The sequence below is a fragment of the Nonomuraea sp. NPDC049269 genome, from assembly GCF_043197155.1.
Classification (GTDB): domain Bacteria; phylum Actinomycetota; class Actinomycetes; order Streptosporangiales; family Streptosporangiaceae; genus Nonomuraea.
The window spans coordinates 77,744-98,306 of the sequence record NZ_JBICSO010000007.1 but is presented as its reverse complement, the minus strand read 5'-3'; the positions used below and the strand labels follow the sequence as shown (position 1 = coordinate 98,306).

Genomic DNA, 20,563 nt, shown 5'->3' with positions numbered 1-20,563 from the left:
GAAGTCCTGTTGCGTTCAGGTCTCAGGAGGACCCCGGCGTCTTTCCAGATGGGCGGGCGATGGCACACGGCACCAAGCACGGCGACGCGGTGGACAGGAGAACCGGCGACGACCCCCGGTGGGTCGGCGGCCATCGCATCATCCGCCGGCTCGGCGAGGGTGGGATGGGCATCGTCTACCTCGCGGAGGGCCGTGCGCGGAGACCGGTGGCGATCAAGGTCATCCACCGGCACCTCGCGGGTGACCCGGAGTTCCGCCGCCGGTTCCGCCGCGAGGTCGCGACCGCGCGGCGGGTCGCCCGCTTCTCCACGGCTCCCGTGCTCGAGGCCGATGTGGACGGCGAGACGGCGTACGTCGTGACCGAGTACGTGCCGGGGCCGACGCTGTACCGCGCGGTCATGGAGCGGGGCCCGATGTCGGGCTCGGCGCTTGAGGGGCTCGCCATGAGCACGGCGGTCGCGCTGGGGGCGATCCACGCGTCGGGCGTCGTCCACCGGGACCTCAAACCGTCGAACGTGCTGCTGTCCCCTGTGGGCCCGAAGGTCATCGACTTCGGCCTGGCCTTCTCGGCCGACTCCACCACGCTCTCCGTCACCGCGATGGGCACGCCGGCGTACATGTCTCCGGAACAGGCCCGCGGGTCGGCGACGCCCGCCTCCGACGTCTTCTCGTGGGGTGGTGTGGTGGTCTTCGCGGCCTGCGGTCAGCCGCCTTTCGGCACCGGAGCGAGTCACGGGGTCCTGTACCGGGTGATCCACGACGACCCCGTCCTCCCTCAGTTGGACGGCGTCCTCGGCGACCTGGTGCGGCGTGCGCTGAGCAAGGACCCGACGGCCCGCCCGACGGCCGCGGAGATCGTGGACGCCCTCGCCGGGGGCACAACGGAACGCCTTCCACCCCCCTCCGTCCCGCCTCGGGCCGAGGACACTCCGCCCGAGGTGCGCGGGGCCGACCCCTTGGGCGCCTTGGCTGGGGACGCTGCGCCCGCCTTTGTGCCGACTCGGGCCGGGGGGACTCCGCCTGAGGCGCGTGAGTCCGAGCCCGCGCGCGCTTCGTCCGGAGCGGTCGGGAGCAAGGTCTCTCGCACCGATTCCAAGGGCCAGCCGACCGCTCCCGAGCCGGGTCGCGTCGCCGCGCCGGGCAGGGGTCGGCGACGACGTCGGGCCACGTCCAGGCGTTGGGTGTGGGCCGGCGCCGCGCTCGCCCTGGCGGCGGGCACCATCCTCGCCATCCAGGCGACCGCCGACCGCGGCCTTCCGGGCCAGTCCACGCGGACCCCCGGGACCTCCGCCGTCGCGGCGGACGCCGGGACGCGCCGGCGGAAGCTCCCCGGCGAGAACCCGCTGCGCGCCGACGGCGTACGGTTCTACACGCAGCCGGACACCGAAGCGGCCCGGCAGGCCCGGACCTGGTCGGCCCAGGGCAGGACGGCCGACGCCGCTCTCATGCGCGCCATGTCGGAGGTCCCCCAGGCCATCTGGCTCGCCGGCGGCTCGCCCGCCGACGTCTCCCGTACGGTGCGTGAGATCGTCACCCAGGCGGACCGGCAGCGGACCGTTCCGGTGTTCGTCACCAACAACATCCCGGGACGTGACTGCTGGAACGGCGGCGCCCCGAACACCGAGACCTACCGGGCATGGATCGACGCCGTGGCCGAGGGCATCGGGAACCGGCCCGCGGTCGTCGCCCTGGAGCCCAGCGGCCTGGCGCGGATACCCGGCGGCCCGGAATGCCCGCGGGGCGGGGAGGCCGCCGCCGTCCAGCGGTACGGCGATCTGTCCTACGCCGTGGAGACCCTCACGGGCCTGGCCGACACCGCCGTCTACCTCGACGGCGGGCTGGCGGGGTGGCCCGGGTTCACGCAGATCGCCGACCGGCTGGTCAACGCGGGGGCGGCCCGCGCGGATGGCTTCTACGTCAACATCGTCGGCTACCGCCCGACCGATCGCTCGCTCGCCTACGCCGCGAAGCTGTCCAGGTGCGTCCTTCTGAGAACGGTGTCGCGTACGGCCTCGTGCGCCGACGCGGCTCTCGCCGCCGTACCGGACGACACGCCCGGCCTGCCGCACTTCGTCGTCGACACCAGCCGGAACGGCACGGGCGAGTGGCAGCCACCGGCCGGGCGGTTCCCGGTGCCGGACGAATGGTGCAACCCTCCGGGCAGGGGCACCGGGGCACGGCCGACCGCCGGCACCGGGCGGCCGCTGGCCGACGCGCTGCTGTGGCTCAACAGCCCGGGATTCTCCAACGGCCAGTGCACCCGCGGCACCCCGGGACCGGCGGACCCGGCGTACGGCATCGTCACCCCGGCCGCCGGCCAGTGGTGGCCCGACCAGGCACTGGACAGAGCGCGGAACGCGGCTCCACCACTGACGCCCGCGACCCCCTAGCCGCGGCCACACCACCCGCGTCACCCCGCGACTCCCTGGCCGCGGCCACTCGACGGTCACGCCACCCGCGTCACCCCGCGACGGACGGCACCAGGTGCCGGTTGTGCACCAGCCAGATGGCCCGCTCCAGGTCGGGAGTGAGATAGCGGTCCTCGTCCAGCGGCGTGATGTACCCCCTGAGCTCCGCCAGCAGGGTCCGCGTGCCGGCGCCGAGCGGCAAGCCCGCCATCTTCCGCGCGATGAGGTCGATTCCCTGAGCGGACATCAGGTACTGGACCGCCAGCACGATCTCCAGCCGGTCGAGGTTCTCGTGCAGGTGCCGGACCGAGGCCATCGCCATCGTGTTGTGATCCTCCTGCCCGTCCTTCACCGGCCGGGACAGGGTGCCCGCGGGTGTGGCCCTGGCCTGCATCTCCGGGATCAGCGCGGCGGCCACCGTCTGCACCTGCACCATTCCGGAGTTCAGGCCGACCGTCCCACCGGCGAGGTTGGCCGGCAGGTCGTAGCTCCACCTGGGGGACAGCAGCCGCCCCGACAACTCCTGCGACAGCACCCCGAGGTCGGTGATCTCCGCGTTCACGGTGTCGGCGAGATGCCCCATGACGGAGCCGTCCCAGTTGCCGCCCATCACGAACTCGTACCCCGGCCCCTGGTCGCGCTTGAAGATCAGTGGGTTGGAGGTCGAAGCGTTGGCCTCCCGTACCAGGGTCCGGCGCGTGTCGGCGAGCACGTGCCGCAGCCCGGCCATGATGTGCGGCGCCGCCCGCACCGACACCGCGTCCTGGACGCGCGGGTGGTAGTTCGCCGGATCGAGGCGCTTGCGGCCCTCCTCCGTCATCCAGCCCGAGCCCGCCACCATCGCGCGCAGCCGCGCGGCGATCGCGTTCTGCTCGGGGATGCGGCGTTCTTGGTGGGTACGCGCGTCCAGCGATCCCTGTTCGGCCCTGGTCGCCTCCATGAACAGCGCGAAAGCGCCCTCAGCCTGGTCGGCGAGTACGGTGGCCCGGTGTACGGCGTCCATCAGCGTGGCGGCCAGGACGGTGCTGCCGCTGATGATCGGCAGCGCTTCCCCGGCCTGCAAGGTGAAGCCGGCGGCCAGCCCGGCCTTCGGCAGCAGCTCGGAGGCGGGTCCCTCCTCACCCCGGTAGCGCACCGGCGCGTCCTCGCCGATCGCCGCCAGTCCCGCCGCCGCCTGCGGCTGCAGGTCTCCGGTGCCCAGCGAGCCGATCTGCGGCATTCGCGGTAGGACCCCGGCGTTGACCATGTCCAGCAGCCGCTGGGGCACCTCGGGGCGTACGCCGACCGTGCCTCTGGCCATCTGGTTCGCCTTGAGGATCAGGGCCAGCCTGACCACGTTGTCGGGCAGCGGCTCACCGACGCCCGCGGCGTGGGAGCGCAGCACGTTGCGCTGGAACTGCTCCGCCTGCTCGGGCGTCAGCGGACGGTCCTTCAGCGGCCCGAGCGCCTGGTTCCACCCGTACACCCGCTGGTCGTCCAGGGCCGCCAGCGCGCCGGCCCGCGTCTCGTTCATGTTCGCCCACGCCTGCGCCGCGAGCCGCGCGACGACGGGACGGCCTTCGAGGATCGCGAAGGAGTCCCGCAGGGAGAGCGAATCGCCGTCCAGCACCAGGTCCAGCACCGGCGGCGCCGTCGCTGCCAAGGGCGGTTCAGGCTCGGCGACGGCCTGCCCTGGCACGCACAGGGCGGCGAGCAGGCCCATGCCGGCGGCTATTCGTCCTACTTGGGTGATCAAGGTGTCTCCCGGAGCGTCACGAAGATCAATGCCGCTCCGTTATAAGCATCGGACGGAGGAGAACCAGAGAGGGCTCAACACCGGGAGACGAGTGCTCGACCAGCCCTATGACCGGCGCTTACCTCAAGGTGCTGCCAGCAACGAGACGAGATCGTCCCAGCGGGAGACGAGCAACCCCAGAACGGCGCCGAAGACGCCGACGATCGCGGTGAGGAACGGGTCGAAGGGGCCGTTCACCAACGATCCGGCCAGCCCGAGCAGGGCGATCACGACGAGAAGAACGTTGCGGACCACGTGCGGTACGCCCAACGGCGTCTGGGAGGCGCCGAAGCAGCGGCAGGTGACGGACTTCCCCCGCCGGACGACCAGGCCGACCGCGACGGTGAGACACCCGAGCAGCCCGGCGGCGATGATGAACGCCACGGATCCGGCCCAGCGGAGCGGAACGGCGGCCAGCACGATGACCGCACCCTCGGCCGCCGCCGTGGCCACCGCCACCGCCACGACCTGCGAGTCGCCGACTACCGCCATCGCTCTGGTCGACTCGACGAATTCGCCCCAGGCCCGGCGGCTCGAAATCTTGCTCACCAGGGCGAGCGCGAACATCGTGAGCAGCAGCAGTCTGCTCGCCACATCGACGTACTGCATGATCACAACCTAGCCACGGTGGGGCGAATGCGGCAAGAGCGCTGCTTACCGCGTACTGCGTACCGGTGCCATAACGGTTGGTTACCCTCGAAGATCTGCAAGCAGGGAGAAACCGTCGTGCTGATTCGGCTGCTCGGAACCATCGAGGTGGAGCGTTCGGGCCAGACCCGGCCCGTACGGCCGCCGCAGGTCGCGCTCGCACTCGCCGCGCTGGCCTGGGAGGTTCGCCGGGTCGTGTCCGTCGAGACGCTCCTCGCCCGGGTCTGGGGCGAGCAGGTTCCGCCCGGCGCGCGGCGCACCCTGTACACGATCATCACCCGCATCCGCCGTGACGTACTGGCGGGTGACGGCGCCGTCGTCCATCGGCTCGGGGGTTATCTGCTCGACGTGGACGAGTCCGCGGTGGACGTGTCGCGGTTCCGGAGTCTCGCCTACCAGGCGATGGCCGAGCCGGATCCGGCGCCGTTGCTGGGTGATGCTCTCGCGTTGTGGCGCGGCGACCCGCTGACGGGGTTGCCCGGTGAATGGGCCGAGCGGGCCCGCCACCGTCTGCGCGACGAACGTAAAGAGAGCATGCTGCGGTGGGCGCGGACGATGACCGGTCGTGACGCCGCGGCCGCGGTGGCGGCACTGTCGCCGCTGGCCGATGAGTACCCGCTGGACGAGCTCCTGGCGGCCGCGCTGATCGAGGCGTTGCACGCGTGGGGGCGGACCGCCGACGCGCTGGCGCACTTCGCGCAGGTACGCCGGACGCTCGCCGACGAGCTGGGCGTCGAGCCGGGTACGGAGCTGCGGCGCGTCCATCGGACGCTGCTGCGGTCCGGCGACGCGGCCGAGACCGGACAGGTGGTCCCGGCCCAGCTACCGGTCGACCTGAGGGGCTTCGTCGGACGGGCGCCTGAGCTGGAACGCCTGGCCGCGATCGCGACCGGCGACCGGCCGGAGACCGCGGCGGTCTGCGCGATCTCGGGACCGCCCGGCGTGGGCAAGTCGTCGCTCGCGCTGCGCTGGGCGCACCTGAATCGCGACCGCTTCCCCGACGGGCAGCTGTACGCCGATCTCAGCACGGTCGACCCGGCCGACGCGGCCATGGTCCTGCCCCGGTTCCTCAGCGCGCTCGCGGTCCCGGAAGCCCAGGTGCCCTCGGGCGCCGAGGCCCGGATCGGGCTCTACCGCAGCATGCTGGCCTCCCGGCGGGTCCTCGTCGTCCTGGACGACGCCCGCGGCGCCGAACAGGTACGCCCGCTGCTGGCCGCCGCGCCGGGGTGCCTGACGCTGATCACCAGCCGATCCGAGCTGTCCGGCCTCGCGGTCACCGCGGGTGCCTCCCTGGTGTGCCTGGACGTCCTGCCCGATGAAGACGCCTACCGCCTCCTGGCGGCGCGGCTGGGCGAGCCGCGGCTGGCGGCGGAGCCCGAAGCCGCCGAGCTGATCATCCGCCGGTGCGGCCGGCTGCCGCTGGCCCTGGCGATCGTCGCGGCGCAGCTGGTGCGGCGGACCGATCTGCCGCTGGCGGAGGTCGCCGCCGACCTCGCGCGGGCCGACGCGGATCTGGAGCCGTTCGCCCACAGCGACCCGGCGGTGGACCTGCGCGGAGTGTTCGGGCGCTCGTATCGGGACCTGCCCGAGCCCGCGATCCGGCTGTTCCGGCGCCTCGGGCGACACCCCGGGCCGCACCTGCCGCTCGCGGCGGCGGCGAGCCTGGCCGCTCTGCCGGTGGACCGCACCCGGGAACTGGCCGCGCAGCTCGACCGCGCCAACCTGGTCAGCCTCCGCGCCCCCGGCCGCCTGCGGCTGCACGACCTGCTACGCGTGTACGCGCTGGAGCAGGAGCGAACCGCCGACAGCCGGACGGTACGGCGTGCGGCCACGCGGCGGCTGCTGGACTACTACCTGCATTCGGCGTGCGCCGCGAGCGAGATCTGTTACCCGCACCGCGAGAAGCTGAAGCTGGAACCGCGGGCGCGAGGTGCCGTGCTGGAGCCCTTCGCCGGGCAGGCGGAGGCCCTGCGCTGGTACGCCGACGAGTCGGTGGCGCTGCCGGGGTTGCTGGCGGAGGCGACCGCGGCCGGGCTGGACCGGCACGCGTGGCAGCTGGCGTGGGCGTTCGCCGAGTTCATGCAGCGCCGCGGTCCATGGGAGCAGATCCTGCACGTTCAGGGGGTGGCGTTGGAGGCGACCAGGCGGCTCGGCGACCGGGCGGCCCAGGCCCGCTGCCACAACAGCATCGCCCGCGCCCATGTCAGGCTCGGCCGCGACCTGGAGGCGGTCGAGCACTTCCATCAGGCGCTCGAGCTGTATCAGGACCTGGACGAGCCGGTTCTGGAGGCGCACGTCCACCTGGGCCTGACCGTCTCGCTGAACCGGGTGCGACCCAGCGAGGTGCTGGAGCACACGCTGCGCGCGCAGGAGCTGTTCCGGCAGGGCGGCGACGTCATCGGTGAGGCGCGGGCGTTGAACAACACGGGCTGGTGGCGAGCCCAGGTCGGCGAGCACGACCAGGCGCTGGCCGACTGCCGCCGGGCGCAGCGCATCCTGGCCGAGTTCGGGTACGCCCAGGGCGAGGGGCACGCCTGGGACAGCATCGCCACCGTGCTGGAGGTCAAAGGCGACTTCGCGCAGGCGGTGGCGGCGTACGAGCGGGCGGTGGAGTTGCTGCGCGGCTGCGACGACCTGCACCCGGCCGCCGAGACGCTGGTCCGGCTGGGCGAGACGCACCTGCTGGCGGGTGACACCGCGGCCGCGCTCGACGCCTGGAAGCGGGCGGCGGAGTGCTACGACGCTCTCGGCGACGCCAAGGCCGGCAAGGTGCGCGACCGCATCGCCGCCGCCGACCAGCCCGACGGCCAGGACTCCGACCAGCGGGGATAGGCCGTTAAGAAATCATTGAGAAATCGCTCAACCCTCCGGTGCAGGCTGCGACGTGCGGCAGCGGGACGGCGGCAGGTTGGCCGTACCCGGCCGCTCCGGGCGGGACTCGGCCCGCCCGGGATCGCTTATTGGGAGGTTCCATGCGCGTCGTGACCAGAATGGCCGATCGGCTCCTTGAGCTCATCGCCCCGCACACCGTGGCCCGGGCTACCGACTGCGGCTATGAGTGCTGCAAGTTCCCGGCGTTCACCGCGAAGTACTGCTGCTACTACCCGAACGGCCACGTGTCGTGCGGCGGCTGCAAGAGCTCCATCGCCTGCTCGTAACCGCTGGACCAGATAGCAGTTTCACGGTGCCCGGCGGTGGTCGGCCGCGGCCGGGCACACCCTCATGAGCTTTCGACACGGAGATGTCCTGTGCCTTACCTGATCGCCATCGTGGCCCTTGTCGGCATCCTTTGCCTGGTGGACCTGCTGCTGACCCTCGGCGTGGTCCGGCGGATCCGGGAGCAGACGAAGCTGATCGACGCGCTGTACGAAGTCGTCGGCACGGGCGCCCTGGCCGGAGCGGGCGGCGGCGGAGGACTGGCCGTCGGTGAGGTCGTCGGCGATTTCGACGCGACGACCATGGACGGAACCGGCGTGACGCGGGACCTGCTGGCTGAGGGGACGGTCGTCACGTTCCTGTCGCCCGACTGCAAGGGCTGCCACGAGCAGCTTCCCGAGCTGGCCTCCTGGGCGGCGGGCCAGGACCGGTCACGGGTGCTGGCCGTGGTCGACGACCGGTCGGGTGATCCCGAGCAGCTCGTCACGACCTTGTCACCCGTCGCGCAGGTGATCACCGGGGATGCGTTCTCGCAGGTCGCGGGCGCGTTCCAGGTTCAGTCGTTCCCGAGCTTCTTCCAGGTGGCCGCGGGCGGCAGACTGCTCGCGACGGCGTCCCGGATCTCTCGGCTGCCGGCCGGGTCGCCGGCGTGACCAGCCGCGGTCCGGAGACGTCACCGACGCCCCGGGTCCTGGCGGGATGCGCGGTACGCGCCGCCGGGATGGTGTGGCGCTCGGCGCCGGTCCACCTGCTCGGATACCTGGCGGTCACGCTCGTGGGCGCCGCCACCCCGATCGCCCTGGCCTGGCTGACGAAGGCCGTGCTTGACGGCCTGGCGCAGGGCCGGACCACCATCCTGCTCGGCCTGGCGGTGACGATCGCCGCCGTGACGACGGCCGCGGTGGCGGCCACGCACGCGGCGCAGTACCTGCGCGCCGAGGTGGACCGCCGGACCGCGCTGCGTTCCAAGGACGAACTGTTCGCGGCGGTGACCCGCTTCACGGGACTGGCCCCGTTCGAGAGCCCCGCCTTCCTCGACCGGCTGCGTCTGGCCCAGCAGAGCGCGACCAACCCGGGCAGGCTGGTGGACACCGCGGCCTCCGCCGCGCGCAGCGCGATGACCGTCGCCGGGTTCGTCGGCTCCCTGGCGCTGATCAGTCCCGCCTTCACCGTCCTGGTCCTGCTGTCGGCCGTACCGGCGCTGTTCATCGAGCTGCGGCTGTCCCGGCAGCGGGTCGCGATGCTGTGGCGGATCGGGCCGGCCGAACGCCGGGAGCTGTTCTACGCCCAGCTGATGTCGACCGCGGACGCCGCCAAGGAGATCCGCCTCTTCGACCTCGGCGCCTTCCTGCGCCTGCGCATGCTGGCCGAGCTGCGGACCGCCAACGCCGCGCGCCGCCGGATGGATCGGCGGGAGTTCTTCGTCCAGGCGAGCCTGTCGGCCACGTCGGCGATCGTGGCCGGGGCGGGGCTGGTCTGGACGATCCTCGCGGCGGGCCGTGGGCAGCTCAGCGTGGGTGACGTGTCGATGTTCGTGGCGGCCGTCGCCGGTGTGCAGTCCGCGCTGAACGTCATGGTGTCGGCCGGCGTGATGGCCTACGAACAGCTGCTGACGTTCCACCATCACGTCACCATCGTGACCGCGGGCCCCGACCTGCCGGCGCCGCTCCGGCCGGCGCCGCTCGCACCACTGCGCCGGGGCATCGAGCTGCGCGACGTCTGGTTCAGGTACGGCGAGGATCATCCCTGGGTACTGCGCGGTGTCGACCTGTTCATCCCGCACGGCCGTACGGTCGCGCTCGTCGGCCGTAACGGCGGCGGCAAGAGCACGCTGGTGAAGTTGTTGTGCCGGTTCTACGACCCGACCCGCGGCGCGATCCTGTGGGACGGCGTGGACCTCCGCGACGTGGCGCCGGAGACGCTGCGCGCCCGGATCGGCGCGGTCTTCCAGGACTTCGTGACGTACGAGCTGACCGCGGCCGACAACATCGCCTTGGGCGACCAGGCCGCCACCCAGGACCAGGCGCGGGTCGAGCGGGCGGCGCAGGACGCCGGCGTCCACGACACCGTCGCGGCTCTGCCGTACGGCTATCGCACGCTGCTGAGCCGTGGATTCACCCTGGACGAGGAGGGCGAGGAGGCGGAGGGCGTGCTGCTGTCCGGCGGGCAGTGGCAGCGGGTGGCGCTCGCGCGGGCGTTCCTGCGCCGTGACCGGGACCTGATGATCCTCGACGAGCCCAGCTCGGGCCTCGATCCCGAAGCCGAGTACGAGGTGCACAGCCGGCTCGCGAGCCTGCGGTCCGGGCGTACCAGCGTGGTGATCTCCCATCGGCTCGGCGCGGTTCGTGCCGCCGACCGGATCGTGGTGCTGGCCGACGGCGTCGTCACCGAGGAGGGCACGCACGCCGAACTGCTGGCGGACGGCGGCACGTACGCGCGGCTGTTCACCCGGCAGGCCACCGGTTACCGGGACGAGGTCCACCCGACCGGAGCGGCGCGATGATCGGCGCGATCGCCGTGCTCGTCACCGTCGCCGGTGTGCTCGCCGTCGTCCGGCTGCGCAGGCGGTACATGGTGGTGACCGTCCGTGGGGAGAGCATGCTGCCGACGTATCGTCCGGGCGAGCGCCTGGTCCTTCGGCGGACGCCACCCCGTTCACTGCGCACCGGGCAGGTCGTGGTGCTCACCGAGCCGGGTCACACCCAGCCGGACGCGCCCATGAGCGGGCCATACCTGATCATCAAGCGAGTCGCGGCCCTACCGGGTGACCCAATACCGAGGGACACCGTGCCCGCGCTGCGAACCGCGCCAGGAACCCGCGTGCCGGCCGGCCACCTGGTCGTGCTGGGGGACAACGCGGACCACTCACATGACTCTCGCCATTCCGGCTATCTGACGACGGACCGCTTGCTCGGCGTGGTGCTGCGCAAGGTCGGGTAGCCGCGTCGCCCCGCGCCCCGCCGCCGAGAGGCTGCTGGAGCCGGTTCTGGGGTGGCTGCTGCGGCGGGCGGTCCGTGCCGACATCCGCCGGCTGGCCGGCCTGTGCCGCTGATCGGGTGCCCGGGTACGGGATGATGTCCGGGAGTCGCCGGAACTTGACGGGAGCCATGCATGCGGATCGGTGTCGTCTTTCCTCAGACCGAGATCGGCGCGGACGCGGGCGCCGTACGCGCCTACGGGCAGCGGGTCGAGGAACTCGGGTTCCGGCACGTGATGGCCTTCGACCACGTCGTCGGCGCCGACCCGGCGGTCCACCGGGGCTGGGACGGCCCCTATGACGTGCGGACCACGTTCCACGAGCCGATGGTCCTGTTCGGATACCTCGCCGCGCTGACCTCGCTGGAGCTCGTCACCGGCATCATCATCCTGCCCCAGCGGCAGACGGCCCTGGTGGCCAAGCAGGCGGCGGAGGTCGACCTGCTGACCACCGGCCGGTTCCGGCTGGGCGTGGGACTGGGCTGGAACCGGGTCGAGTACGAAGCCCTCGGCCAGGACTTCACCACCCGGGGCAAGCGCGTCGAGGAGCAGGTGGAGTTGATGCGCCGGCTGTGGACCGAGCCCTCGGTCACGTTCGAGGGCACCTTCGACCGGGTGACGGGAGCGGGGCTGGCGCCCCTGCCCGTGCAGCGGCCGATCCCCGTCTGGTTCGGCGGGCAGTCGCCCGCGGCGTACCGCCGTGCCGGACGCCTGGCCGACGGGTGGTTCCCGCAGATGTCTCCGGGCCCTCAGCTCGATGAGGCCAAGGCCATGGTCGAGGAGGCCGCCTCGCAGGCGGGGCGCGACCCGGCCGCACTCGGGATGGAAGGCCGGGTCCGCTGGGACGGCAGTGCGGACGAACTGCACAAGTCAGTCCACCGGTGGCGGGAGTCCGGAGCCACGCACGTGGCCATCGACACCATGCGGGCGGGACTGCGCTCGGTCGACGAGCACCTCGCCGCTCTGGAGACCGCCGCCGCCGTGCTCGAACCAGGGAGAGGCTAGGAAGGCTGCCGGGCCACTCGTACACCGACCAGCAGCAACAGACCGACGGCGGCCAGGATCCCGACGGCGATGACCGGCACCAGGGCCTGGTAGCCCATCCCGCCGGCCACCAGGCCGAACAGCGGCGGACCGAGCAGCGATCCGAGGCTGCCCGCCTGGGCGACCACGCCGTTGCCGACATCGGCGTGGTCAAGGCGCGCCAGCACCAGCGGGAGAGCGGCGAAGACGAGGGCGCCGAGGAACCCGTTCTCCATCGAGACGACCCCCGCGCCGGCCTGCACGGCTGCCACCGAGCCGGGGCCGCCGTACATCAGCCAGGCCGCCGGTACGGTCAGCACCCCGACCAGCCCCAGGACGCCGACCGGCGTGCCCCGGCGGAGCAGCACTCCCACGGCCAGCCCGCCGAACACGCTGAGCAGCGAGATCACCGAGGTCACGGCGCCGGCGGCGGTGGCCGAGCGGCCGTGCTGCTCGATGAGGAGCGTGGGCAGCAGGACGATCACCGGAATGGTCACCAACGCGGCCAGGCAGAAGGCCGCGGCGAGCACCGCCGGCCACACCAGCGCCCCGGCGCGGGGGACCGGCCCGGCCGCCGGCTGCCGCCCGGCCCCGCGCGGCAGCCGTACCCAGACCACCAGCGCCATCACGAACGTCAGACCGGCGAGCAGCCCGATCCAGCCGCGCCAGCCCAGGGCGGAGCCCATCGCGCCCCCCGCGAGCGTGCTCGCGCCGATTCCCATCGGGACGAACGTGGCCCAGAACGACAGCGCCATGCCGCGATCCCGCTCGCGGGCCAGCCGGAGGATCAGCGCCGGGCAGGAGATGGTGACCAGCAGGTAGCCGATGCCCTCGACGCCCCGGACGGCCAGCAACCAGGCGAAGTCACTGGTGGCCACGCTGACCGCGCTCGCCGCCGCGATCAGGATCAGGCCGGTGACCAGCGACCGCTCCGCGCCGAAGCGGCGGACCAGATAACCGGCGGGCAGGCCGACGGCGGCGCCCACGCCGACGACCGCCGAGATCACCCAGCCCAGTCGCGACAGCGACAGCCCGAGCTCGGCCGCCACCACCGGCCCCACCGAGGCGAACTTGCCGAGGCTCATCGCCGCGACGACCCCGCCGAGGTAGACGATGACGATCGTCAGCCACGGCGAGCGCGGCGGGGCTGCTAATGTGCCGGGCGTTTGCTGGGGGTCCATGAGTCTCCTTCGCACAGTTCCGGGGCGCACTGCCGGATTCGATCATTGCCGTGCTGTCTGTGCCGTTCAAGCGGAGCCGAGTCGTCGCCTCGCGTACGTCTACGGTTGGGGTAAATTTCCACCTACCGCCGCGCGTCGATCCCAAAGTGATCATCCATGCGCAAGTCAGCTCTCGCCTTACTCTTCGCGGTGGTCACGACCGCCTCGGCCGCGGTCACCATGGCCATTCCCGCGACTGCCAACACCTTCGGCTTCTACGCCTGGCACCCCACCTGGTGCTGCCCCAAGACGGACAACCGCGACGTCTACTGGAACGCCTCCACCCTCACCACCAACATGCTGTACGCGGCCGACTACGGCATGGCCAACCTGGACTACCAGACCGATCTGCGCATCGGAGGCTACGACAGCACCGCCGGCACCCACACCGTGCGTCCGGGTGCTGGCCCAGATAGGCGGCGAATACACCTGTGACCGGGCCGAGCTCCGCTTCGACCTGGCCGACATGACGAACACGACCGTCCGCAGGAAGACCGCCTGCCACGAGATCGGGCACAGCATCGGACTGGGCCACACGAACCTCACCTCATGCATGAAGGCCGGCACGTCCACCACCGCCACCTACAGCAGCCACGACCGCTCGCACATCAACGGAGCGTGGTGACCATGCGCCTCGCTGGCCGACGTCACCCCCGGCGCCTCGGACTCGGCCGCCTTCAAGGCCGCCGCCGCCCTCGTCCAGGGCACGATCGTGGACATCGAGCCGGGCATCGCGTTCGCCTCCGACGACTCCGACGGCTCCTCCGCGATCGTCGCCTACGACAGCGAGGATGCCGCCATCCGGTACGCCAGTCTGGTCGTGCGCGTGGACAAGGTCCTGGCCGGGCAGCTCGGCCAAGGTTATGCCGACGGGAAGATCAGACTGCAGGTCGAGCATCCCGCCACCTCGACACTGGCCGAGCTCAAGGACTCCATCGGCACGGCCGGCACGGGCGTCATGTACGTCCACAACCTGGCCGCGCGCCGGCAGCTCATCGGCCGCCCGGTCACCGACCCCGCGCAATACGTACCCGAGGACGAGACCGAGCCGACTCCCACGTCCACCTGCGACGACGACCTCTGCCCCCAGCCCACGGGCAAGCCGGACGCGACGGCCACCTCCGTGCCCGCAGGAGAGCCGGAGACCGCCCCCACGGCGACTGCCACGCCCACTGCGGGTACGGCGCCGACCCTGTCCGCCCTGCGCACCAGGCTGGTGGCGAGCGCCTGCGCCGAAGGCACGGCGGCCGACTCGTCAGCGTGCTGACCTCCTCCGCGTGCTGATCTCACCCTCGGCGAGGGCATGAGCCGTTCACGAGCACCTAACGCGCGATCGCCGGTCAGTCCGTGCGGTCGCGCTGGGCGGCGTACAGGTCGGTGACGCGGGGCGGGGTGCCCTGTTGGACGAGGAGGCTCTCCAGGTCGCCGGTGAAGTCCGGGGTGAGCTCGCTGGCGGTGCCGTCGGTGCCCTGGATGCCGACGGTCACGCTGCGGGGGGCCACGTCGGCGATCGTCAGGGCGTACGCGCTGCCGCCGGTGACCCGGACGTTCCAGTGCGCGATCCGGGCCCCGAACAGCGGGCCGGACGCGGCCGAGCCGCCGACGCGGCCGTTGTTCACCAGGGTGATGTTGGTCCGGGCGTTCTCGTACGGCAGCGCCCGGTGGGTGTCGAAGGTGCCCTCGGCCATCCGGCCGCGCCGCCAGACGTTGCCCGAGGACAGGCCCTCCACATTGAGGCCGTGGTGGACGGCGCCGGAGGGCACCGGCACGGTGAACGCCTCGATCTCGAAGTCGTCGACGAGGTTGTCATGCGACTGCATCCGGCAGGCGAAGCTGTGGTGAGCGGACCGGCCGCCCACGGTGACCTTGGAGAGGGTGGTCGACTTGGCGGAGGTGAAGCCGAAGCCGAGGTCGCAGTTCTCCACGCGTACCTCGCTCGCCCAGCAGTCGTGCACGGCCTGGAAGCACACACCGTTCGAGCCGGGATGTCTGTTGTGCGCGGTCATCGCGACCAGTTCGTTGCGGACGGTCAGCTGCTCGACGCCGCTGTCGTGGATGGTCGGTCCGATCGCGCGCAGCCGCGCCGGCCAGCCGGGACGCAGGTCGTACTTGAGCGGCTGGGCCAGGACGACCAGCCGGTCGCCGAGGATCGCCTCGACGCGGACGGGCCACTGGAGCGTGGCGTACTGAACGTACTGGCCGCCGGAGCCGGTGACGAGTTGCGGCGCCCGGCGCGGCCAGTCGTAGGAGGAGGACCGGGCACCGGGGATGTCGCCGGCCAGATGCGTCAGCAAGCTCGCGTCCGGCGGGTTGTCGCACTCGAGCACCACCATGTCGCCCGCGCGCAGCCGGCTGGTGCCGGAGACCGGGAGCGTCCACTGGCCACGGGAGGCGGCGCCGGCCTCCGCGAGGGTGTCTCCCAGCAGCCAGCCCTCGGTGCCGGCGAAGTCCTCGGCCTCCGACCGGGCCCGCCGCTCGGCCGCCATGAACCAGATCTGCCCGCCGGTCCACGACCAGCGGCTGTTGCCGTTGGACTGCCGGGCCGGCCGGTAACCGTCGTCCAGCGTCCGGCTGAAACGCAGCACGGTGGCGTCGCGCCCAGCACCGCGCAGGACGACGTTGGACCAGTGCACGAAGACCGGCGACGACAGCAGATAGGTGCCGCGGGGCACCAGCACCACGCCGCCGCCCCGCTCCCCGGCCGCGCGCAGCGCCGCGTTGAACGCCGGTGCGCAGTCCGTCGTCCCGTCCGCGCGGGCGCCGTGGTCGGTCACCCGGGTCACCACGTCCAGACGCGGCGGACGGCTGCCCAGGCGGTAGCCCGCGCGGGATATGTCGGGTATCAGGGGGTGGGATCCGGGCGCCTGCGCCCACTGGTCCAGCAGCGCGGTGGACGCGTCCAAAGGGCGGCCCGTCGCCGCACGGGCGGGTTCGGCCCCCGCCACGGCGCCGCTCGCGAGCGCGGGCGCGGCGATGGCCGCCACCGCGCCCCCGACGAGTGATCGGCGGCTCAGCTTGGCGAGGTCCTGACGCATGGCACTCCTCAAAGATGGGATCTTTTGACTGTGATCCCATAGAAGGCTGGGCCTGTCAATGGCCTTGTGCGGGCGACCGTCGATCATACATCGGATGTATTTCCGAAGAGCTTGTCTCGTCCTTGTCTGGCCGTTCTGTAAGGATGTTCGGTCTTGTGACCCGTTTGCTCCTATCTCGTAACAGATGAGCAGAATCATTTGATCGTTTGCTTTCTCTTCAGCCCCTCCATGCGCACCGTTCACGGGTGCGCTCGAAAGTGTTCGCCGCAAGGGCACGTAAGGAAAGAAGGGACTGCACCTGATGCGGTCAGCAGCACATAAATCACGGGGTGGTTTAGGGCGCCGATGGCGGCTCGCCGCGATCGGCACGGTCGTGGCCCTGCTCATGAGCAGTCTTGTCACCTCGGCGTACGCCGATCCCGACCCGGCGCAGCAAGAGCGGGGACGGCCCAGCCCGACGCCCACCACCTCCCAGAGCCCGTCGACCCCTCCGACGCTCACCCCCGTCAGCGGTTCCTACCTTGAGGGCAAGGTGAAGGTCGCGGCGGTCCCGTCCACGGCCGGTGACAGCGTCACGAAACTCGACATCGACGGCACCGCGCTCGACGCCACCCGTACCGTGGGCGTCTCCAAGCTCAGCTTCGACGTCGGCTCGAACTCCACGGAGGCGCAGTACCACAGCTACGTGCTCGTCAACGGCGCTCACCGCACCGACATCGGCGACTACGTGAACACCCGGGCCACCATCGACATCCCCAACGAGCAGCTCGTCAAGGGCGAGAACACCGTCGAGATCGTGGTCGGGACGGTCCAGTCCTCGTGCGGCGTCAACTACGACGACTTCGTGCTGTCCGACGTGGGTCTCGCGCTGCTCGGTGAGGTCGCCGACGGCGAGGACAACCCCTACACCCTCTCCTTCGGCGACGGCAGTTGCGGTACGAACACCTCGCTGCTGAAGCGCGCCACGCTCAAGTTCTTCGTCCAGTCCGACCCGCAGGGCACCACCGGCCTCGCCACGGACGTGGACACGACCAAGCTGGCCAACGGTGAGCACACCATCACCGCCACGACCGCGGCCGGCGCGAAGGTCAAGAACACCGTGAGCGTGAACAACGCCCCGGCCGGCGCGCCGCGCCTGCTGCCCACGGACGGCACGCTCGTGGCGGGCACCAAATCGGTCTTCGCCACCGTCCCGGCCGGCGCCGGGGACGGGGTCAAGTCCCTCACCGTCGACGGCGCCGAGCCCGTCACGAAGGCCACGCTCGGCAACGGCGCCGCGCAGCTCAGCTTCGACGTGGGCGCGGACTCGATCGACGACAAGTTCGACAACTTCCTGCTCGTCAACGGCAAGCGCATCGACCTGGGCGGCTCCTGGGTGAGCCGGCGGGTGACCATCGCGGTCCCGGCCCGGTTCCTGGTGCCCGGCGACAACGTGATCAAGGTGGTCACCGGAGACTTCAAGGAGACCTGCGGCAACAACCGCGACGACTTCGTCATCGCCAACCTCGCCCTCGCCCTGGACGGCGGCACCGTGACCGGCCAGGACATCAAGCCGTCGTACGAGATGGGCGACGGCACCTGCGGCAGCAGCCAGACCGCGCTGCGCGAGGCCGAGCTGCGCTACAAGATCGACGCTCCGCCGGTGCACGTCATGGAGACGCTCGGCTCGGGCAACGCGACGCTCAGCTTCAACGTGGGTACCAACTCGATCGAGGCGCGCTACCAGAACTACGTGCTCGTCAACGGCCAGAAGGTCGTGCTCGACGGTGACTTCGTCAGCCGCCGCGTCGACTTCACGATCCCGAACGAGTTCCTGGTGCCCGGCTGGAACACGATCGACTTCGTGGCCGGCACCTTCCCGACGTCGTGCGGCAACAACCGCGACGACTTCGCGATCTCCAACATCGCCCTCACCCCGGCGGCGGGCACGGCGGCCGGTCAGATGCTCAAGACCTCGTACGGCATGGGCGACGGCAACTGCGGCGACACCGTGAACCCGCTGACCGAGATCGACCTCGAATTCCTCGTGGACGCCCCGGCCCGCGGCCTGCGCGCCGACCTCGACACCACCGCCATCAAGGACGGCAAGCACACGCTGTCCGCGACGTCGGCGGCGGGCGAGGTCGCCACACGGCTCCTGGTCACCGACAACTCGGCGCCGAAGGTCGGCAAGAGCGTCCCGGCCGCGAACGAGAAGATCTCCGCCTCGGTCGTGCTGGACGTCAAGCTCGAGGACGCCTCGGGCGTCGTGTCAGGGCCGGACGTCAAGCTCGACGGCCAGCCGATCGAGCTGGGCACCAAGGTGGGACCGGGCCTTCGAGCCGGCAAGCACACGCTGGCCGTGACCGGGGCCGACGGGCTCGGCAACACCGCGACCCGCGAGATCGTGTTCGAGTCCGCGGGCATCCCGGACGTACCCGCCGAGCTGACCCCGGCACTGGGGGCCGTCGATGTGTCCGATCCCGTCAAGCTCTCGGCGAAGGTCGCCGAGCCGGATGGCGGCAAGGTGACGGCGACGTTCTCGCAGGCCGAGATCCTCACTCCGAACGAGGTGTACCAGGGTACGGCCAAGTCCCTCCCCACGACCTTGCAGGTTCCGGGTGAGAAGCGCGTCAAGGCCGACGGGCTCGACCCGGCCGACGGCAAGACGCTCGACGCGCTCGCCGGCCAGGACATCACCTATCAGCGGTACGACGTCAAGGTGGAGGGGCACGTGGAAGCCCCGGTCCTGCGCTGGGAGGGCGCCATCGACCCCGAGCGTCTGGTGTCGCTGCGGGTGTGGAACACCAAGGACAAGGCGTGGGACCTCCTGACGAGCGCCCGCGGCGCAGCCCAGGGCAAGACCGCCCTGACGGCCGTGGTCGACGAGAAGTACATCGACAAGCGGCAGGTGCACGTCCTGGTGACGGGTGAGGACCCGTTCGCCGACGACGTCGATCCCGGTGACCCGAACCACTTCGACGACCCCGCCTCGTACGACTTCTCGATCGTCCACTACACCGACACCCAGTACATCTCCGAGGGCGCGGTGGAGCAGGAGACGCCCGAGGAACGCGCGGTGTGGGAGTCCGCCTACTCCGGCGTCGTCGACTGGATCAAGGCGAACAAGGACCAGCGCAAGATCTCCTACGTCGCGCACACCGGCGACATCATCGAGAACAACATCCGCAAGCCCGCCGACGAGGCCACACAGAAGCAGATCACCGGCGAGTTCGAGGTGTCGTCGAAGCAGCAGCGCGTGCTGGACGAGGCCAACATCCCGAACGGCGTGATCGCCGGCAACCACGACAACCAGTCGGGCACCGAGGAGGGGCCGGAGGCGATCTACAACAAGTACTACGGCCCCAGCCGTTACCAGGACGCCTCACAGGGCTGGCAGCACGCCAAGTACGGCGGCCCGTGGAAGGAGGGCGACAACCAGAACCACTACGACCTGTTCTCCGCCGGCGGGCTGGACTTCGTCGTGGTCGGTCTGTCGTTCGGCGTGACGAGGGAGGAGGCCGAATGGGCCGACTCCATCTTCAAGAAGTTCCCCGACCGCAACGGCATCCTGCTCTCGCACGACTACCTTGTGCCGAGCACCAACCCCGACGGGCGCGGCGCCGGATTCTCCGCACCCGACGGCTCGATGCTGTACAAGACGGTGGTCGAGAAGAACCCGAACGTCTTCCTCATCCTCGCCGGTCACGAGCACGGCGTGGGCACCAACGTGAAGCCGAAGGTCGGCCAGGTCGGCAACGGCGTCGTCGAGCTGCTGGCGGACTACCAGTTCTACACGGTCTCGGCCGACCGGCTCGGGCTCACCGAGATCGGCGGGTACAAGCCGGACGACCAGCTCCAGTTCGGTGCGAGCTTCTTCCGGCTGCTGCAGTTCAACGTCAAGCGGGCGGAGCTGAGCATTGACGCCTACTCTCCGCTGCTCAACGACTTCGGCGCCACCGAGTTCGATCCGCTGCGCCGCTACAACGGCCGCGAGGACAACATGGTGCTGCCGGTCGACCTCACCTCCCGCACGACGAGCTTCCAGACCGACTCCCTGGCGCTCTACAAGCCCAGCCGGATCATCGGCAAGAGCACGGTCACCTCGGGCCAGGTCGCCTCGGTCACCTGGAACCGCCTCAAGGACGACACGGCCTACGCCTGGTTCGTCGTGGCGCGTTCCGCCGGCGGCGGTGTGACCGCCTCCGAGCCGAGCGTCTTCGTCACGAAGGACGAGCACGGCCGCCCCGGCAAGTGGGACGCCGACTCGCCCATGTACCACTGGTTCAACAACCGCTGAGCCGGCTCCGCCCCGGACCTCGGTCCGGGGCGGCCTCCACCCCG

The 20,563-nt window shown here is 71.2% G+C and carries 15 protein-coding genes; 11 read left to right on the top strand and 4 right to left on the bottom strand.

The features are described 5' to 3' along the window. Nucleotides 1-59: 59 nt before the first annotated feature. A complete protein-coding gene (locus tag ACGFNP_RS36200) occupies nt 60-2,390 on the top strand; it encodes a glycoside hydrolase family 6 protein (RefSeq protein ID WP_393326432.1) in 2,331 nt (776 codons plus the stop codon). A 70-nt stretch (nt 2,391-2,460) separates the two neighbouring features. Here ACGFNP_RS36200 and hutH read toward each other — a convergent pair whose 3' ends face one another. Further along, nucleotides 2,461-4,143, bottom strand: a complete 1,683-nt coding sequence (gene hutH, locus ACGFNP_RS36195) for a histidine ammonia-lyase (protein ID WP_393326429.1) — start codon at nt 4,141-4,143, stop codon at nt 2,461-2,463. Nucleotides 4,144-4,266: 123 nt separating this feature from the next. Continuing rightward, on the bottom strand, nt 4,267-4,791 hold the full coding sequence (locus ACGFNP_RS36190; RefSeq protein WP_358318073.1) for a MauE/DoxX family redox-associated membrane protein: 525 nt from the start codon (nt 4,789-4,791) through the stop codon (nt 4,267-4,269). Nucleotides 4,792-4,908: 117 nt separating this feature from the next. Here ACGFNP_RS36190 and ACGFNP_RS36185 point away from each other — a divergent pair, with 117 nt between their 5' ends. From ACGFNP_RS36185 to ACGFNP_RS36160, 6 genes are all read left to right on the top strand, one after another. Then, entirely contained in the window at nt 4,909-7,662 is a 2,754-nt protein-coding gene (locus ACGFNP_RS36185) for a BTAD domain-containing putative transcriptional regulator (protein ID WP_393326426.1), read from the top strand. Nucleotides 7,663-7,802: 140 nt separating this feature from the next. Next, nucleotides 7,803-7,988: a hypothetical protein gene (locus tag ACGFNP_RS36180; protein WP_358318075.1), complete on the top strand. Its 186-nt coding sequence runs from the start codon at nt 7,803-7,805 to the stop codon at nt 7,986-7,988. A gap of 90 nt (nt 7,989-8,078) precedes the next feature. Next, nucleotides 8,079-8,639 carry a hypothetical protein gene (locus ACGFNP_RS36175; RefSeq protein WP_358318076.1) on the top strand — a complete coding sequence of 187 codons (561 nt, stop codon included), beginning with the start codon at nt 8,079-8,081 and terminating at the stop codon, nt 8,637-8,639. After that, on the top strand, nt 8,636-10,489 hold the full coding sequence (locus ACGFNP_RS36170; protein WP_393326423.1) for an ABC transporter ATP-binding protein: 1,854 nt from the start codon (nt 8,636-8,638) through the stop codon (nt 10,487-10,489). The genes ACGFNP_RS36175 and ACGFNP_RS36170 overlap by 4 nt, the downstream gene beginning before the upstream one ends. Continuing rightward, on the top strand, nt 10,486-10,926 hold the full coding sequence (locus ACGFNP_RS36165; protein ID WP_393326421.1) for a S26 family signal peptidase: 441 nt from the start codon (nt 10,486-10,488) through the stop codon (nt 10,924-10,926). The genes ACGFNP_RS36170 and ACGFNP_RS36165 overlap by 4 nt, the downstream gene beginning before the upstream one ends. Nucleotides 10,927-11,097: 171 nt before the next feature. After that, nucleotides 11,098-11,967 (top strand): LLM class F420-dependent oxidoreductase, encoded by an 870-nt coding sequence (locus ACGFNP_RS36160; RefSeq protein ID WP_358318079.1) that lies wholly within the window; start codon nt 11,098-11,100, stop codon nt 11,965-11,967. On the opposite strand, the gene ACGFNP_RS36155 is transcribed toward ACGFNP_RS36160, so the two are convergent. Beyond that, nucleotides 11,964-13,166: a CynX/NimT family MFS transporter gene (locus ACGFNP_RS36155; protein ID WP_393326418.1), complete on the bottom strand. Its 1,203-nt coding sequence runs from the start codon at nt 13,164-13,166 to the stop codon at nt 11,964-11,966. The genes ACGFNP_RS36160 and ACGFNP_RS36155 overlap by 4 nt on opposite strands. Before the next feature lie 156 nt (nt 13,167-13,322). On the opposite strand from ACGFNP_RS36155, the gene ACGFNP_RS36150 reads away from it, so the two are divergent. The 3 genes from ACGFNP_RS36150 to ACGFNP_RS36140 all read left to right on the top strand — a co-directional run bounded on the left by ACGFNP_RS36150 (nt 13,323) and on the right by ACGFNP_RS36140 (nt 14,472). After that, nucleotides 13,323-13,640: a hypothetical protein gene (locus ACGFNP_RS36150; RefSeq protein ID WP_358318081.1), complete on the top strand. Its 318-nt coding sequence runs from the start codon at nt 13,323-13,325 to the stop codon at nt 13,638-13,640. Then, complete coding sequence (locus tag ACGFNP_RS36145; RefSeq protein ID WP_393326415.1) at nt 13,606-13,830, top strand: matrixin family metalloprotease; 225 nt, start codon at nt 13,606-13,608, stop codon at nt 13,828-13,830. The genes ACGFNP_RS36150 and ACGFNP_RS36145 overlap by 35 nt, the downstream gene beginning before the upstream one ends. Before the next feature lie 87 nt (nt 13,831-13,917). Beyond that, nucleotides 13,918-14,472 carry a hypothetical protein gene (locus tag ACGFNP_RS36140; RefSeq protein WP_393326412.1) on the top strand — a complete coding sequence of 185 codons (555 nt, stop codon included), beginning with the start codon at nt 13,918-13,920 and terminating at the stop codon, nt 14,470-14,472. Between the two features lie 73 nt (nt 14,473-14,545). Here ACGFNP_RS36140 and ACGFNP_RS36135 read toward each other — a convergent pair whose 3' ends face one another. After that, nucleotides 14,546-16,240 (bottom strand): glycosyl hydrolase family 28-related protein, encoded by a 1,695-nt coding sequence (locus ACGFNP_RS36135; protein ID WP_393326410.1) that lies wholly within the window; start codon nt 16,238-16,240, stop codon nt 14,546-14,548. A 385-nt stretch (nt 16,241-16,625) separates the two neighbouring features. Here ACGFNP_RS36135 and ACGFNP_RS36130 point away from each other — a divergent pair, with 385 nt between their 5' ends. Continuing rightward, nucleotides 16,626-20,519 (top strand): metallophosphoesterase, encoded by a 3,894-nt coding sequence (locus ACGFNP_RS36130; RefSeq protein WP_393326408.1) that lies wholly within the window; start codon nt 16,626-16,628, stop codon nt 20,517-20,519. Nucleotides 20,520-20,563: the final 44 nt, after the last annotated feature.

What these genes read in the sequence shown, in the direction of transcription:
- ACGFNP_RS36200 (WP_393326432.1), top strand. Translation starts at nt 60, where the DNA reads ATGGCACACGGCACCAAGCACGGCGACGCGGTGGACAGGAGAACCGGC.
- ACGFNP_RS36190 (WP_358318073.1), bottom strand. Translation starts at nt 4,791, where the DNA reads ATGCAGTACGTCGATGTGGCGAGCAGACTGCTGCTGCTCACGATGTTC.
- ACGFNP_RS36180 (WP_358318075.1), top strand. Translation starts at nt 7,803, where the DNA reads ATGCGCGTCGTGACCAGAATGGCCGATCGGCTCCTTGAGCTCATCGCC.
- ACGFNP_RS36165 (WP_393326421.1), top strand. Translation starts at nt 10,486, where the DNA reads ATGATCGGCGCGATCGCCGTGCTCGTCACCGTCGCCGGTGTGCTCGCC.
- ACGFNP_RS36160 (WP_358318079.1), top strand. Translation starts at nt 11,098, where the DNA reads ATGCGGATCGGTGTCGTCTTTCCTCAGACCGAGATCGGCGCGGACGCG.
- ACGFNP_RS36155 (WP_393326418.1), bottom strand. Translation starts at nt 13,166, where the DNA reads ATGGACCCCCAGCAAACGCCCGGCACATTAGCAGCCCCGCCGCGCTCG.
- ACGFNP_RS36150 (WP_358318081.1), top strand. Translation starts at nt 13,323, where the DNA reads ATGCGCAAGTCAGCTCTCGCCTTACTCTTCGCGGTGGTCACGACCGCC.
- ACGFNP_RS36135 (WP_393326410.1), bottom strand. Translation starts at nt 16,240, where the DNA reads ATGCGTCAGGACCTCGCCAAGCTGAGCCGCCGATCACTCGTCGGGGGC.
- ACGFNP_RS36130 (WP_393326408.1), top strand. Translation starts at nt 16,626, where the DNA reads ATGAGCAGTCTTGTCACCTCGGCGTACGCCGATCCCGACCCGGCGCAG.